A 15,655-nucleotide genomic window follows, 5' to 3' on the forward strand; every position below is an offset into this window, starting at 1 on the left:
CGCGTTTTTTGCTGCCTGTACAGAGGCGCTGTTCCAGCGGGGCGGGGCCACCCGCACGGGGCCGCACAGCGGGTTTGACATGCGTAACAGAAGATGATACTATAAAACTAATTTTCAGCGGGCATTATTCAAAAAATTCGTGCATTTTTGCAGGCCTGCCCGCTGCTGCCTGCAGACAGGAAGTATATGCGTTATGAGTTCACTGAGTATAAAAGATATTGCAAAAATGGCTGGCGTGTCCGTCACAACTGTGTCGCGCGTTTTAAATAATTATCCCGATGTAAGCGAAACTACAAAAGAGCGCGTGCAGCGCGTCATCGAGCAGTGCGACTACCAGCCAAACAACGCTGCCCGCAACCTGAAGCGTACCCACAGCAACTCGGTTGGGCTGCTGATGGAGGGCAGCGCAACTCCCTTTGTTACCGACCTTTCCGATATTATAGAGTCAGAAATCAACCACTACGGTTATACGCTGGTGCCTCACCGTGTGACAAACGGGGTCAGCGGCGTCGATACGGCGGTGCAGTTGGTTATGGAAAAGCGCCTGCAGGGGCTTATCATCTGCGGCGGCTATTTTATCCGTACACTAGAGCAGCTCAAGCGCCTGCCGGTGCCCACCGTTTTCTGTACCACAACTCTTACCGATATTGAGCACAGCGAATATTCCAGTGTGCATGTAGACGACCGGCAGGCCGCGTTTGAGGCAGTGAATTACCTGTGCTCCATTGGTCACCGCAAAATTGCGATTCTTGGCGGTATTGAAAACGATGCCGGCGGCGTTTCCGGCCAGCGTCTGCGCGGGTATCAGGATGCACTCACGGCGCACGGCATTGCTTTGGATCCCGCTCTGGTGCGCTACTGCGGGCTGTTTACCATGCAGCGCGGCTATGATGCGGCCTGCGAGCTGCTTGCGAGCGGCTGCCGGCCAACTGCGGTTTTCGGCGTGGCGGACCAGCTTGCCGTGGGCGCCTGCAAGGCAATTTTTAATGCCGGCCTGCGTGTGCCGCAGGACATTTCCGTTATGGGCTTTGATGGCACCGATATTGCTCGTTTTTATGAGCCCTCCATTTGTACAGTGCGCCAGCCTAAAGAAGAGATTGCAAAAAAGACTGTCGAGGTGCTTGTCAGTTTAATGGAGAAGAAAGGACCCAACCGCCATATCATTTTCCCTACTGAAATCGTTACCGGAGGATCGTGCATTTCCCCGGGAAATCTGTGATTTTTGGGCAGAAAGCGGATTGTACGGAAAAGAGCAGATTGCATAGTTTTCAGCGGCAGCATTTGCTGCCGCTTTGTTGCTTTTTGGCGGATCTCAAAAATAATAGCAAAAAACAATAGACAATCAAAATATTTTTTTCAAAAATTTCACAAAAACTATTGCATTTGCAAAAAGGCTGTGCTATTATGTAGTCAATCCCGAAAACGTTTCCGAAACCGTTTCTTACAAACAGGCATTTCCGCAAACAAAAAGCGATTTGAGGAATGAAAAAGGGAGAAAGAGGAAAGAATCTTTGTTGCAGTTGTAATTGAAAAAGGAGAGTGTGAATGATGAAAAAGAACGCAAAACGAATTTGTGCAGCTGTATTGGCAGCTTCACTGGCAGCGGTTTCGTTTGCCGGGTGCGGCTCCAGCTCCAGCAGCTCTGCTGCAGGCAGTACTGCTTCTGCTGCCGGCTCCACCGCAGCAACCGGGAAAGGGCAGGTCTATTACCTGAACTTTAAGCCCGAGCAGGCAGACCAGTTTACCGCCATTGCCAAGGCCTACACTGAAAAGACCGGCGTGCAGGTAAAGGTACAGACCGCGGCAAGCGGCACTTACGAGCAGACCTTAAAGTCTGAAATGGCTAAGAGCGATGCCCCAACCATCTTTATCTGCAACGGCCCTGTCGGCTACAAAACCTGGGGCAGCTACTGCTCTGACCTGACCAGCTCCGACTTAGCAAAGCACCTGACAGACAAATCCTTGGCACTAAAAGATGGCAGCAAGATTGTTGGCCTGCCGCTGGCAGTAGAAGGCTACGGTATCATTTATAATCAGGCGATTATGGATAAATACTTTAAGCTTGACGGCGCCAAGGCAAAGAGCGTGGACGAAATCAACAACTTCACAAAACTCAAGGCTGTTGTCGAAGACATGACCGCCAAAAAGAGCAAGCTCGGCATCAAGGGCGTCTTTGCAAGCACTTCCTTAAAGAGCGGCGAAGACTGGCGCTGGCAGACTCATCTGGCCAACGTGCCCATTACCAATGAGCTGCTGGACAGCAACACCGACGTCAACTCTGACGTAAAGGAAATTCAGTTTAAGTACGCAAATGAGTACAAGAATATTTTCGACCTTTACCTCAACAACTCCGTTACCGACAAAAAGATGCTGGGCAGCAAGAGCGTTGGCGACTCCACCGGTGAGTTTGCACTGGGCCAGTGTGCAATGATGCAGAACGGCAACTGGGTCTGGAGCGATATCGGCAAGGTAGACGGCAATGTCGTTGACAAAAACGATGTCAAGTTTATGCCAATCTACACCGGACATTCCGGTGAAGAAACGCAGGGCCTGTGCATCGGTACAGAAAACTTTGCCTGCATCAACAGCAAGGCTTCTGCAGATGACCAGAAAGCTTCCCTTGACTTCCTCAAATGGCTGTACACCGGCGACGGCATGGACTATGTGACAAAGAGCTCTACCGATGGCGGTCTGGGCTTTATCGCCCCGTACGATACCTTTAAGGGCAAGGCCCCCGATGATCCGCTTGCACAGCAGGTTTCTGAGTGGCAGAACAAGTCCGGCATCAAGACCGTGCCGTGGGACTTCACCTGCTTCCCGAGCCAGAACTTTAAGAACAAATTCGGCGCTGACCTGCTCTCTTATGCACAGGGCCAGAAGACTTGGGACGACGTAAAGAGCGATGTCGTCAAGACCTGGAAGACAGAAGCAGCCGCCTCCGCACAAAGCTAAGACTTTGCAAGCAGCCGTCTGTCAGCTTGATAGGCTGTGATAAAATAGTGGGTGCAGTTGCAGAACTCACTCACTATTTTTTTGCCTAAAGAGTTTCGCGCCCATTCATCATTCCTTTTACGTATTTCACTTTTCGCTTATTCGATTCTTAAGGGGGAACTGAACCATGCAAAAATCACTGCGAAAATACTGGGCAGTCTTTACCTTGCCGACACTCATCTGTTTCGCAATTGCATTCCTCATTCCGTTCATCATGGGCTTTGGCCTTTCCTTTGCAAAGTTTACGACGGTAACGGATGCAAAATTTGTTGGCTTCTCAAACTACATCCGGGCTTTTTCCGGAGATGACACCTTTCTGCCGGCGCTGGGGCGTTCGTTCCTTTTCACGATTGCCTCAGTCATTCTCATCAATCTGTTTGCTTTCATTTTCGCGCTGCTGCTGACCCGTAAAATGCGCGGCACCAATGTTTTCCGTACAATCTTTTTTATGCCAAACCTTATCGGCGGCATTGTACTGGGCTATATCTGGCAGCTGATCTTCAACGGCATTTTGGCCCGCTATGGCCTGACTCTGACCAGTGACGGCAAGTACGGCATTTTTGGCCTGATTATCCTGATGTGCTGGCAGATGACTGGCTACATGATGGTTATTTACATTGCCGGCCTGCAGAATGTCAGCCCAGACCTTATCGAGGCCGCCGAAATTGATGGCGCAACACCGTCGCAGATTTTGTTCCGCATTAAAATCCCGATGGTTATGCCTTCCATTACTATCTGCATGTTTATGACCCTGACCAATTCCTTTAAGCTCTTTGACCAGAACCTGGCTTTGACCAACGGCGCTCCGGGCAACGACTCTGCCTTGGTTGCACTGGATATTTTCAAGACCTTCTACAACCGCCCAGGCTATGAGGGTGTCGGACAGGCAAAGGCAGTTGTGTTTGCGGTGATTCTTGCAGTCATTGCTATGATCCAGCTCCGTGTTACCCGCAGCAAGGAGGTTGAGAGCTGATGCAAAAGAAACGTAAAACATCAAATGTTGTTATTATGATTATCCTCATTGCGATTTCCTGCCTCTTTATTGCCCCTATTCTGATTGTTTTGATGAACTCCTTTAAAGGTAAGCTTTTCATCTCCGATCAGCCGTTTACTTTCCCAACCTTTGCGAAGCAGGACCTCGGCGAGGCGGGCATTCAGCCAAAGACCTTTGTCGGCTTTAAAAACTACGCAAACGGTATTGAAAAGATTCACTTCTGGGGTGCCCTGGGCCGTTCTATTTTCATCACTGTGTTTGCAGTCCTGCTGATTGTGTTGTTTACCTCCATGACCGCATGGTTTATTACCCGGGTAAAAAACAAATACACCAATGGTCTCTATTACCTTTTCGTTTTCTCTATGGTTATTCCATTCCAAATGGTTATGTACGCTATGACAAAGGTCGCCGATGTGCTACATCTCTCCAATCCAATCGGCATTTTGGTGTTGTATCTGGGCTTTGGCGCGGGCATGTCCGTGTTTATGTTTTCGGGCTTTGTCAAAGGGATTCCTATTGATATTGAAGAAGCGGCCACCATTGATGGCTGTAATCCGCTGCAGTGCTTCTTTAAAATTGTGCTGCCAGTTATGAAGCCTACTGCTATTACCGTTGCTATTTTAAACGCCATGTGGGTCTGGAACGACTACCTTATGCCGTACCTGGTCATGGGCAAAGATTATCCGACCGTCCCGATTGCCATTCAGTACCTGCAGGGCGGGTATGGCAGCATTGATATGGGTGCCATGATGGCTATGCTGATTTTGGCAATTATTCCAATCATCATTTTCTATGCGTTCTGCCAGAAATACATTATCGAGGGCGTTGTTGCCGGTGCAGTAAAAGGCTGAGCCTTGCTGTTGCCCGCACAAAAGCCGGGGAAGAAGGAAGAAATATGCCAATTATGAAAAAGCAGAAATCACTTGGCCGCGGCGCGGGAGTGCTGCTGCCGGTGGCCAGCCTGCCCTCGCCGTATGGCATTGGCGCGTTTGGCAAAGAAGCCTATCAGTTTGTCGATTTTCTGCAGGCTGCCGGGCAGAGCTACTGGCAAGTGCTGCCGCTGGGGCCGACAAGCTACGGGGACAGTCCCTATCAAAGCTTTTCTGCATTCGCCGGCAACCCGTATTTTATTGATTTAGATACCTTAGTACAGGAGGGCCTGCTCACTAGGGAAGAGGCTGCCGCTCCCGATTGGGGAAGCAACCCTGCCGATGTTGACTATGCAAAGATTTACCAAAATCGCTTTGCAGTGCTGCGCAGGGCAGCAGAGCGCAGCGGCTTCCGCCAAAAGGAAGGCTACCGCCGTTTCTGCCGCGAAAATGCAGATTGGCTCGAGGACTACAGCTTCTATATGGCGGTGAAAATGCACTTTAGCGCGCATGAGTGGCTCAAGTGGCCCGAAGATATCCGTACCTGCCTGCCCAAAGCCGTAGAGAGTTACCGGTTTATGCTGCAGGAAGACATCGCTTTTTGGAAATTCTGCCAATATAAATTTTTTGAGCAGTGGTATAAACTGAAAGCATACGCGAATGCACGCGGCATCCGCATTATCGGCGATATTCCCATTTATGTTTCGCTTGACAGTGCAGATGTGTGGCGGCACCCAGATCTGTTTCAACTGGACAGTCAGCGCCGGCCCACGGCGGTTTCCGGTGTACCGCCGGATAACTTCAGTGCCACTGGCCAACTGTGGGGCAACCCGCTTTACCGCTGGGACGAAATGGAGAAAGATGGCTTTGCATGGTGGAAAAAGCGTATGGCGTTTTCCGCGAAACTGTACGATATCGTGCGGGTCGACCACTTCATCGGCATTGTCCGCTACTATGCGATTCCATACGGCGAAACGACTGCGGTCAACGGCGAGTGGCGTCCCGGTCCGGGCGAAGCGCTGGTCAGTGCTATCGGCGGGGCTATGGGGGACTCTCAGGTCATTGCAGAGGACCTCGGCTGTGTTGTGCCAGAAGTGGAGCAACTGCGTGACAAAGCTGGCTATCCGGGCATGAAAATTTTGGAGTTTGCGTTTGACAACGGAAGCAAAAACACCAACCTGCCCTGTCACTATGTCAAAAACTGTGTGGTATACGGCGGTACGCATGACAATGAAACACTGGTTGGTTTCTTTTCCCATATGCCGCGCAGCGTTCTGCATTTCGCGTGTGATTACCTGCATGTCAAAAAGGCAAAGCATCTGCCTGCTGCCTGTATCCGCGCAGCCTACGAAAGTGTTGCTGACACAGCGGTCATTCAGCTGCAGGACTTGCTTGGCCTTGGCAATGAGGCCCGCATCAACTACCCCTCGACCATTGGTACCAACTGGCGCTGGCGTTTGCAGAAAGGCCAGTTGAGCGAGGCCCTCTCCACCCGTATGCACGACATGAGCGAGCTGTATGCCCGCCTACCCCAAGCGCCCGAAAAAGAGGAAGACGAAGACAAAACAAAAGACAAAGCGCAAGATGAAACGAAAAAGAACGCTGCTGCGCCGGAGAAAAAGCCCGCTTTCTGTGCCGCAGACGCCGATACATCTGTACAATCTTGAGAGATATTAAAGGAGGATTTGCGAATGCTGCCATTTCAGGAAGCGATCGTTCATAAACTGCAGGAAACTTATCATACAGACCTAAAGAATGCGTCGACCAAGCAGCTTTACAACGCTGTTTCACAGGCGGCCATGGATACCTGCTGGGATACCTGGCAGAAGCCCGTACAGGGAAAAACAGCCTGTTACCTTTCGGCAGAGTTTCTGCTCGGCCGCGTGGTTCACAGCAACCTGCTCAACCTAGGCCTTTTGCAGCAGGCAGAGGAACTGCTGCAGTCGGCAGGCATTGACCCCAAGGTGTTTGAGGATGTCGAAGACGATGCCCTCGGCAATGGCGGCTTGGGCCGTCTTGCGGCATGCTTCCTTGACAGCGCTGCCACACAGGGCGTGCCGCTGATGGGCTATGGTATTCGGTACCGCTATGGCCTGTTTAAGCAGCGCTTTGCCTATGGCTGCCAGGAAGAGGAAGCCGATGACTGGCTTTCCTGGGGCGACCCGTGGAGTGTCCGCCGGGAAGACCGGAAAGTGCGCGTCGATTTCGGCGGCCAGAGCGTCTGGGCAGTGCCGTACGATATGCCGATTATCGGCTATGGTGGAAAGATGGTAAACACCCTGCGCCTGTGGCAGGCAGAGGCCTTAAAACCCTTTGATTTTCACCTTTTTAATGACCAGAAGTACGATGCAGCTTTGCAGCAGAAAAACGATGCTGAGGATATTTCCGCAGTCCTTTACCCCAATGATGAGACAGATGCCGGCAAGCGCCTGCGCTTAAAGCAGCAGTATTTCTTCTCCAGTGCTTCGCTGCAGAGCATCTTTGCTGACTACACAAAGCGCTTTGGCACTGACTATAGCAAATTTGCCGACCAGTATGCCATTCAGCTGAATGATACCCACCCGACGGTCTCTATTCCAGAGCTGCTGCGTCTGCTGATGACCCAGGGCCATATGACCTTTGAGCCGGCTTTCCAGATTGTGCAGAAGACCTTTGCTTATACCAACCATACCATCATGGCAGAGGCGCTGGAAAAGTGGAATCTCAGCCTGTTCCAGTCCGTTCTGCCAGAAGTTTATCCGTATGTCGTGCTGCTGCAAAACCGCCTTTCCAATGAGTTGGCGGAAAAGAAAATCGATGATACCTGGAAGTACAACATCATTCAGGACGGCATGGTGCACATGGCGCGCATGGCTATTTATGCAACCCACTCGACAAATGGCGTTGCAAAGATTCATACGGAAATCATTAAGCACAGCGCTCTGCCCGAGTGGTACGCGCTGTACCCAGAGCGTTTTAACAACAAGACAAACGGCGTCACTCAGCGCCGCTGGCTTGCCCTGTGCAACCAGGAGCTGGCCCGCTTTATTACCGAGCGCATCGGCAGCGGTTGGATTACCGACTTCGCGCAGATTGCAAAGCTCAAGCCCTACGCGAATGACCCGGCTTCCCGTCAGCAGTTTATGAAAATCAAGCGCGAGAAAAAGAATCAATTGGCAGACTATATGTACCGAAAAGACGGCTTTGGGCTGAATACGGAAAATGTTTTTGACATTCAGGTCAAGCGTCTGCATGAGTACAAGCGCCAGCTGCTCAACGCATTCTCTATTCTTGATACGTACTTTGGTTTGAAAGACGGCCGTATCAAAGATTTCACCCCTACGACCTATATTTTCGGCGCAAAGGCTGCCCCAGGCTATTACCGCGCAAAGGGCATTATTAAATTCATTAACGAAGTAGGCAAATTGGTCAATTATGACGATACTGTCAACCGCAAAATGCAGGTTGTCTTTGTCAGCAACTACAATGTTTCCTATGCGGAAAAGCTTATTCCCGCCGCGGATATCAGCGAGCAGATTTCCACCGCCGGCACGGAGGCTTCTGGTACCAGCAACATGAAATTTATGATGAACGGCGCCGTGACCATGGGAACCTATGATGGCGCGAATATCGAAATCGTGCAGAATGCCGGGGAAGAGAACAACTACATCTTCGGTGCACGTGTGGAAGATTTGGAGAAAATCAAAGATACCTACGACCCGGTAAAGCTGTACCAGAGCGAGCCGCGTATTCACCGCGTGGTGGATACCCTCATTGACGGCACCCTGACCGATGGCGGCGCCGGCTGGTTTCAGGAACTGTACAATTCCCTGCTGAAAGGTGCCAGTTGGCATAAGCCGGATAATTACTATCTGCTGCTTGATTTTCTGCCGTACTGTGACGCCCGCCTTAAGGCAAACCATGACTATACAGATAAAGACACTTTTGCAAAGAAGTGCCTGCTGAATATCGCGGCGGCCGGTCCCTTTACCAGTGACCGCACTATCCGCCAGTATGCCGATGAAATTTGGCATGTATAAGCGCATATAAAAATATACAGAAACGTGTTCCTGCTGCGCTTTTGCGGCCGGGGCACGTTTTTTGCGTTGCTTTTCCATGGCTTGCGTTAATGTATAACCAGAGGCGGAAAACACTATCGTAACCGTTTTGTGGCATGGTACAGTACAGGTGAAAATCCGGACTGCTTTCTGTCGAAGAAGCGGTGCTTTTCTGCCTGTATATGCGAAAAAGGCGCTTCCCAATTTCATCCGTCAGGAAAGCGCACTTTTGGCCCTATATAAAAGTTAAAGAGCTGTAAGGTGGGTTACAAATTCGTATATTGACAATTCAGTGGTTAGGTTGCTATAATCTAACTAGAAGAGAAGTGCCAAAATTTGTAGCTTTTTTGCCCTGCTTTTACGTATGGCACTTAAATAGCATCACTCCGCCAATCATCAGCGCGGTACCGGCGTATTTCTGCCAGCCAAACACCGTTTGTGCTGTACCAAACCAGCCGAAAGCGTCAATCAGCGCGGCCGTCACCAGCTGTGCAATCAAAATGATGCAGACGGCCACGGTCGGTCCCAGTCCTTTCATGGCGAGCATTACCGTCAGGGTAATGACCATACCCAGTACGCCGCCCAAAAGATACAGTCGGTTTGTGTGCGCCAGTGCGGCAAAGCTGCCCTTTCCCAAAAGAAGTACTGCCGCCGCAGACAGCCCGAAAGCAATCCCCTGCACCAGCAGATTTGCTTCGTACAGGCCGATTCGTTCGCCCAGGCGCGTGTTAAAAACGCCTTGTATACTCATGGCGGCCCCGGCCAGCAGGCTGCAGATGATCCCAATCATTGTGAACGCCTCCCGTGTAAAAATGACAGAAAAGGCGCAGCCTTTCCTACCAGACAATTTTCCCACGGAGAGCAGAAAAATACAGAATGCTTTCACTGAAAAGGCTTATTTTCCGCAATTTTTTAGATTCGTCAGTTTTTGCATGAAAAGCCGCATATAATTTTGTATTCTTAAAAGTACAAAAAACAATGAAAGGCGGCTAAAAAATGCCACGCAGAAAAAAAGAAGAAAATATGAGTTATGAAGAGCGTATCAGCCAAATCAATTCTCAAATCGAGCAGTGTAAAGAAACTGTTTCTCAGCTGAGAAGTCAGCGCCGGCAGCTGCAAAAAGAGCAGGATGAAAAAGCCATGCAGCAGATTTACGATTATATCCGTGCCTCTGACATGAGCCCCGAGCAGTTTTTAAGCCAGTTGCAGCAGGATGAAAAACATTCGCCCTGTGTAGAGCCGTTCAGTATTTGACGTGAAAGCTGCTTTCGCCGCTGCACTCTGCAATGCGCCGGTGTTCCAAATGGTCAATATCGGCCCAGCGGCTGCGCTCTTGTATTTCCCGCAGAAAACGCTCTAAATTCTGTATCTGCCCCTGTGCCTCAATCGAGACACTGCCGTCCCACTCATTTTTGACCCATCCGGTCAGTTTTTCCTCCTCGGCGGTCCGGCAGACTGTGTACCGAAACCCAACCCCCTGCACAATGCCCGTTACCCGCACAGCATACCGCATTTTGCTTTGCACTTCCTTTTTAATGTTTTCATTATACGCGAAGGTGGTGTCCCTTTGCAAGCGGCTGCTGTGCTGTTTCTTATAGATGCAGATTCGGTGAAAAATAGAAAGAGCCCAAATGGCGCACACAGCTTTTCGTGCGCTTGCCCTGCCAGCCGACAGGGTGGAAAGGAGAGAAATTTTATGAAGCAAAAGAAGAAAGCCTGTACGTCGCTGCTTTTGACCGCAATGGTAACAGTGTGCACCGTGTTTTTTACAGCTGCGGTGCCTGTGCATGCGGCCGGTGAAACGGCCTTGAAGGCGTCTTCTCAGGCTGCGGCGTCTTCACAGCAGAGCACGGCATCTTCCGCTGTACAGAGCAGTTCTTCAGCGGACAGTGTTTCCGCTGCGCCGGCACAGTAGCTGTCCCTCAGTACACGGTCAATGACTTTTCAGAAGAACGGCCTTATCCTGCCGCTTGTCATCAAGGATGATCCAACAGCAAAAGTGACAGTCAACAGTGGGGATCAGACAGTCGCCGCTGTTTCCAGTAGCAGCTGGAACAGCCAGAAAAATGCCTTTGTTTACGATGTGAAATCCGTTTCTGCCGGCACCACTATGCTGAGCATTTCAGACGGCACTACGACAACACAAATTCCTGTCACTGTGGCAAAACAAGTACAGATTACACTGGATACTCCATCGCCCTACACATTTCAGCAGGTGGGGAAAAGCTATACTGTCCTCATTCACACAGACTATGACCAGGCCCCTGCGGTTTCCAGCAGCGACACGTCGGTTATGACAGCCGCTGCGCCGCAGTATGATAAAACCTCCGGCGGGTATCTCTGCACCATGAAAGCAGTGGGCAGTGGCAGTGCAACCCTGTCAGTTACAGCCGGCAGCACAACAAAATATCTGCAGGTGTCAGTGCCGCAGATAACCATTTGGGCAGATACATCTTCCTATACATTCAATAAGACCGGACAGCAGTATACGGTCCTGATTCGCACGGTACCGAATGCTGTGCCAACTGTTTCCAGCAGCAATTCTTCAGTTGTCACAGCGGGTCCGGTACAGTGGAAGACCGGCTTGGCAGGATATCTGTGCACCCTGACCGGCCAAGGCGGCGGCACAGCAGATGTTACGATTGCTGCCGGAAAAAGTGTGCAGATTATTAAAGTGAAGTTTGCTGCAACAGTTTCCTGTGACACAGGTTCCTACACATTTCAAACGTCCGGGCAGGAGTACACCATGCTGGTGAAAACTTCTACCGGCGAAAAGCCACAGCTTTCAACCTCGAATGCAGAGATTGCTTCGATAGGCGCTGTTCGCAAAAACGGCAGCAATGGCTATCTGTGCGTGCTGCGCGCCGGACAAAGAGCCGGTACGGCAGATATTTCCATTTGGGCAGGCGGCACGACTGTCCATGTACCGGTTTCTTTAACTCTGTCCCAGACCAACCTGTGGGTAGATACCGCTTCGTATTCTTTCTATAAAGTGGGCCAGCAGTACACGGCATTGATTCGCACCAATCCTAAGATTCAGCCGATTGTTACCAGCACCAATCCTTCTGTGGTGACCGCAGACACGCCTGTGTGGAACGCAAAAAGCGGCGGTTACCTCTGTAAAATGACAGCTGTCGGCAGCGGCAGTGCAGACCTCATTGTGCGGGCCGGCAGCCAGGAAAGGCGAGTCGCTGTGAAGTTTGAGCCAAAACTCACCTGCGACACATCTTCTTATACGTTTTATACGTTTGGCCAGGAATACACAATGCTGGTGACTACCACAGCAAATACAAGCCCGAATATAACACTTAAAGATCCCAATATTGTAACAGTTTCTTCAGAAACACTTGACGGCACCGGCCGCTATCTGATTAAATTGCAGGCAGGAAACACAGCTGGCAGTACACAAGTTGTCATTTCCTCTGGTACAGCGCAAAAAATAGTATCAGTCACATTAGATCCGGCAAAAGTCGTTATGTGGGCCGATACTTCTACGTATACGTTCCGTCAAAACGGCCAGCAGTATACCGCATTGATTCGCACGACTCCCAATGTTCGGCCAGTCGCCACCAGTAGCAATACCGCTGTTGCGACCGCTGACACACCGGTTTGGAGTGCAAAGAGCAATGGCTATCTCTGCAAACTGACCGGCAAAGGCGACGGCGATGCCACGATTACTCTACAAGCAGGCAATGCTGTACAGACCATTCGGGTACAGTTTATTACCACCATTTCCTGTGATACGGGTTCATACACATTTTTAACCCGTGGGCAGGAGTACACCATGAAAGTGGACGCCTCCACTGGTGCAAAGCCTTCAGTTACCTCTGGCAATACATCAGTTGTGCAGGTCGTTTCGCTTACAAAAGACGGCAGCGGCTATCTTTGCAAGCTGCGTGCAGGTGACACATCTGGCAAAGCGTCTGTCAGTATTACTTCCGGCAAAGGAAAAGTATCCGTTCCGATTACGGTAGCCCTAAAGCCGGTTGCTATTTCCCTGGATACTTCTTCGTATACTTTCTACTACAAAGGCCAGCAGTACACAGCACTTGCAGTGATTGCCAACTCTACACCGGCAGTTATTTCCGCTGACGGCAGCGCTTCTTCTGTACAGATCAGCAAACAGAACGGCAACCGCTACTTTATGAAACTGACTGCGCAGCAAAACGGCACAACCACACTGCGTGTGCGTGCAGGCAGTAGTGAAAAAACTGCTGTCATTAAAGTTTCTCTTGAGAATATCAGCATTACCGCAAATGCTTCAAGCCATTCTTTTACAAATGTACAGCAGAGTTACGAATTCGTTTTTTACACTTCGCACAATTTCGCACCGCAGTTCAAGACCTCAAACAGCCGCGTTGCTTCTGTACAGAATTTGGGATGGAGTGCTTCGCAGAAAGGCTATCGCTGCAAAGTCACTTCGATTAGTTCCGGCTCTGCTACGATAACCGCATACATAGGAAGTGCTGCACAGCGGTCTGTCAGCGTCAAAGTGAGCACGCCGATTTCCTCCCTTGACAATTCCATGCTGCAGCGGGCACAACAGTACACCAGCCCTACCAGTTACCTGTTTTTAGTAGACACCTCTAATCATCACGTCTGTGCCTATTCTGGCAGCCGCTATAATTGGAAACTGATTCGCAGCTTTGCCTGCACCAATGGAGCGCCTGCGACACCGACCATTAAAGGTACGTTCCACACGCAGTCCCGCGGGTATTATTTTGATTCCGGTGTGGCGCGCTGCTTCTACTACACCCAGATTTACGGTGGCTATATGTTCCACTCTGTACTGTACAGCCAAACGCCTACACCGACCACAATCATTGATGGCCGCTTAGGGCAGGCACTGTCTCATGGATGCGTCCGCTTAGCACTGGATAACGCAAAGTGGATTAACAAAAGTATTCCTTTGGGCACTACTGTAGTGATTTACTAAGAAATACATAAAAATGGAATAAGAAAAATGGCACTGCAGAATTTGCAGTGCCGTTTTTTATGTGAATTTTCATAAAGCAGTCAACTTTTGGCATTGTGTTTTGCGCATCACGCTGCTCAGACCAATGGCCCGCAGCATGACACGGTGAAACTTTAAAGCGCCTGCAGACGTTTGACCGCGGCAGGAATGCAGGAAAGCATGCGTTCAATTTCTGCAGGGGTATTTTGTACCCCAAGCGAAAAGCGCAGAGAACTGCGTGCCAATTTGTCGCTCAGGCCAATGGCCCGCAGCACATGGCTGGGGTCGATGCTGCCGGCAGTGCAGGCAGAGCCGGAAGAAGCACAGATGCCCACCTGGTCAAGCATTAGAAGCAGAGCTTCGCCATCAATGCCCGGCAGGCACAGGTTTAGGTGGCCCGGCAGACGGCGGGTACCGCCGTTTCGAAAGCTGCCGGGAATGGCGGCCAGCAGGCCATTTTCCAACTGGTTGCGCAGGGAAGAAATGCGTACGGCATCCGCCGGTAAAGAGTCCGTTCGTTCTTTGAGCGCTGCAGCCATGCCCACAATTCCTGCGACGTTTTCGGTGCCGCCGCGTTTTCCCTGCTCTTGCGCACCGCCGTGCAGCAGCGGGGCAGGGTGGAGACCACGGCGGATATACAAGACACCAGTGCCCTTTGGGCCGCCAAATTTGTGTGCCGAAAGCGAGAGCAGGTCAATTCTCTCTTGATGTACGTGAATCGGTAGATGTCCCGCTGCCTGCACCGCATCCGTGTGAAACGGCACCTGTGCCGCGCGGCATACAGCAGCCACCTCATCGATCGGCTGAATCGTTCCAAGTTCATTGTTGGCATACATAATGCTGACCAGCGCCGTGTCAGGCGTAAGAGCCGCGCGCAGCTCCTCAGGACACACATAGCCGTCTTTATGCACAGGCAGGTATGTTACAGAAAAGCCCGGCAGAGCTGCACAAGTGTGCAAAACCGCGTGGTGTTCAAAGGCAGAGGTGACAATGCGGTGACAGCCGCTCTTTGCCCGCTGCTGTGCCATGCCATTTATGGCCCAGTTGTCGCTTTCTGTACCGCAGGAGGTAAAATAAATTTCTTCCGGGTCAGCGCCCAGGCAGGCGGCAATGCAGTCACGTGCCTGCTCAACAGCTTTGCGCGTGCGGCGGCCTAAGCTATACAGGGCAGAGGCGTTTCCATAGTCCTCAGTTAAGTATGGAAGCATGGCCGATAGTGCTGCTTTAGAGAGCGGCGTTGTTGCGGCGTTATCGGCGTAAATCACATTCCGTATTTCGTTTTTCAAATGCTGTTTCATTCCTTTTTTATGCGCATCCACTGCGAAACGGCCAGTTTGTCGCAGCGCTCGTTTTCCGGGTGGCCGGCGTGGCCCTTTACCCACACAAACTTGACTTTATGCCGCTGCAGAAGAGGCAGCAGCTGCTGCCATAGGTCGCGGTTCAGAGCGGGTTTGCCATCGGCTTTTTTCCAGCCGCGCCGCTGCCAGGCGGCGAGCCAGCCTTTGGCGACAGCATCGCACACATAGCGGCTGTCAGTAGTCAGTGTGACCTCACAGGGTTCTTTCAGGCAGGTCAGCGCCTGTATGACTGCGGTCAACTCCATGCGGTTGTTGGTTGTCTCAGCTTCGCCGCCGCTTATCTCTTTTTCTGCCATTTTATAGCGCAGCACAGCGCCCCAGCCACCCGGGCCCGGGTTTCCGGAACAGGCGCCGTCAGTAAAAATATCCAAATGCTTCATAGCTGCAAACTGCCTTTCCTTTTTTGTATGATTCTTTTAGTATAACACAGCAGCAAGTCCGTTTCCAGCGAA

13 protein-coding genes are annotated in these 15,655 nt (G+C 51.0%); 9 read left to right on the forward strand and 4 right to left on the reverse strand.

The window, feature by feature from the left end; all coding sequences use genetic code 11:
* The first annotated feature begins 193 nt into the window (after positions 1-193).
* From LKE53_03300 to LKE53_03325, 6 genes are all read left to right on the forward strand, one after another.
* Entirely contained in the window at positions 194-1,219 is a 1,026-nt protein-coding gene (locus LKE53_03300; protein MCH3971787.1) for a LacI family transcriptional regulator, read from the forward strand.
* A 326-nt stretch (positions 1,220-1,545) separates the two neighbouring features.
* Complete coding sequence (locus tag LKE53_03305) at positions 1,546-2,952, forward strand: ABC transporter substrate-binding protein (protein ID MCH3971788.1); 1,407 nt, start codon at positions 1,546-1,548, stop codon at positions 2,950-2,952.
* A 166-nt stretch (positions 2,953-3,118) separates the two neighbouring features.
* Positions 3,119-3,964 (forward strand): sugar ABC transporter permease, encoded by an 846-nt coding sequence (locus LKE53_03310; GenBank protein ID MCH3971789.1) that lies wholly within the window; start codon positions 3,119-3,121, stop codon positions 3,962-3,964.
* The gene (locus LKE53_03315; GenBank protein MCH3971790.1) at positions 3,964-4,836 is read left to right on the forward strand and encodes a carbohydrate ABC transporter permease; all 873 of its coding nucleotides are present in this window, start codon (positions 3,964-3,966) and stop codon (positions 4,834-4,836) included. Before LKE53_03310 ends, LKE53_03315 begins: the two co-directional genes overlap by 1 nt.
* Positions 4,837-4,880: 44 nt before the next feature.
* The gene (gene malQ, locus LKE53_03320) at positions 4,881-6,521 is read left to right on the forward strand and encodes a 4-alpha-glucanotransferase (protein ID MCH3971791.1); all 1,641 of its coding nucleotides are present in this window, start codon (positions 4,881-4,883) and stop codon (positions 6,519-6,521) included.
* A gap of 24 nt (positions 6,522-6,545) precedes the next feature.
* Complete coding sequence (locus LKE53_03325) at positions 6,546-8,873, forward strand: glycogen/starch/alpha-glucan phosphorylase (protein MCH3971792.1); 2,328 nt, start codon at positions 6,546-6,548, stop codon at positions 8,871-8,873.
* Positions 8,874-9,249: 376 nt separating this feature from the next.
* Here LKE53_03325 and LKE53_03330 read toward each other — a convergent pair whose 3' ends face one another.
* Entirely contained in the window at positions 9,250-9,681 is a 432-nt protein-coding gene (locus LKE53_03330; protein ID MCH3971793.1) for a DMT family transporter, read from the reverse strand.
* Between the two features lie 206 nt (positions 9,682-9,887).
* On the opposite strand from LKE53_03330, the gene LKE53_03335 reads away from it, so the two are divergent.
* Positions 9,888-10,145 (forward strand): DUF4315 family protein, encoded by a 258-nt coding sequence (locus LKE53_03335; protein MCH3971794.1) that lies wholly within the window; start codon positions 9,888-9,890, stop codon positions 10,143-10,145.
* On the opposite strand, the gene LKE53_03340 is transcribed toward LKE53_03335, so the two are convergent.
* Positions 10,135-10,404 (reverse strand): acylphosphatase, encoded by a 270-nt coding sequence (locus LKE53_03340; protein MCH3971795.1) that lies wholly within the window; start codon positions 10,402-10,404, stop codon positions 10,135-10,137. The two genes, LKE53_03335 and LKE53_03340, sit on opposite strands and share 11 nt — an antisense overlap.
* Before the next feature lie 183 nt (positions 10,405-10,587).
* Between LKE53_03340 and LKE53_03345 the strand changes: the two genes are divergently transcribed.
* Both LKE53_03345 and LKE53_03350 read left to right on the forward strand, forming a co-directional pair.
* Positions 10,588-10,806 carry a hypothetical protein gene (locus LKE53_03345; protein MCH3971796.1) on the forward strand — a complete coding sequence of 73 codons (219 nt, stop codon included), beginning with the start codon at positions 10,588-10,590 and terminating at the stop codon, positions 10,804-10,806.
* Between the two features lie 21 nt (positions 10,807-10,827).
* Positions 10,828-13,827, forward strand: a complete 3,000-nt coding sequence (locus tag LKE53_03350) for a L,D-transpeptidase (GenBank protein ID MCH3971797.1) — start codon at positions 10,828-10,830, stop codon at positions 13,825-13,827.
* 152 nt (positions 13,828-13,979) lie between these two features.
* Here the strand turns inward: LKE53_03350 and LKE53_03355 are convergent, their stop codons facing one another.
* Positions 13,980-15,131 carry a cysteine desulfurase gene (locus tag LKE53_03355; protein ID MCH3971798.1) on the reverse strand — a complete coding sequence of 384 codons (1,152 nt, stop codon included), beginning with the start codon at positions 15,129-15,131 and terminating at the stop codon, positions 13,980-13,982.
* Positions 15,132-15,139: 8 nt separating this feature from the next.
* The gene (rnhA, locus tag LKE53_03360) at positions 15,140-15,583 is read right to left on the reverse strand and encodes a ribonuclease HI (GenBank protein ID MCH3971799.1); all 444 of its coding nucleotides are present in this window, start codon (positions 15,581-15,583) and stop codon (positions 15,140-15,142) included.
* Positions 15,584-15,655: the final 72 nt, after the last annotated feature.

The organism is Oscillospiraceae bacterium, assembly GCA_022483045.1.
In the GTDB taxonomy this organism is placed as follows: domain Bacteria; phylum Bacillota; class Clostridia; order Oscillospirales; family Acutalibacteraceae; genus Caproicibacterium.